At 40.5% G+C, this 487-nt stretch carries 1 protein-coding gene; it reads right to left on the bottom strand.

Features of this window, described 5'->3' with window-relative positions; translation table 11 throughout:
- Positions 1-487: dihydroorotate dehydrogenase electron transfer subunit (locus E3E37_RS10930; RefSeq protein WP_167717371.1), on the bottom strand; the 487-nt coding region annotated here is incomplete at both ends.

Raw genomic sequence — 487 nt, forward strand, 5'->3', positions numbered from 1 at the left:
CTCAGCTGAAACTTGAACGTTCTTAAAGTTCATAATTTCGAGGACTTTTGCCATCATAATTTCGGGACCGCAAGTATAAACATAGTCAAATTCATCCTTTCTCTCTGCTAAAAAATCCGTTGGAAAGCCTTTAACTCCTAAGCTTCCATCGTCAGTTGTTAGAATAATTTCGTCAACATAATTCTCAATGTCGAGCAGTGCAAATTCATCTTTACTTCTAGCTCCATAAATCAAAGTGATTCTCTCAAAATGCCCTCTATAATGCTTTGCAAGAGCATACAGCGGGGGAATTCCAATTCCACCAGCAATCACTCCAATGTTCTTGCCTTTTGGCTCAAACCCTTTTCCATAAGGACCGCGAATCCAAATGTAATCTCCTTCTTCCAGCTCAAACATTTTTGATGTAAATGCTCCAACTATCTTTACGAGGATTAGGTCCTTATCAGCTAAGCTGAACGGCTTTTCCCCAAAGCCTGGAAGCCAGACC

The organism is Thermococcus sp. ES12 (genome assembly GCF_012027515.1).
GTDB lineage: Archaea > Methanobacteriota_B > Thermococci > Thermococcales > Thermococcaceae > Thermococcus > Thermococcus barossii.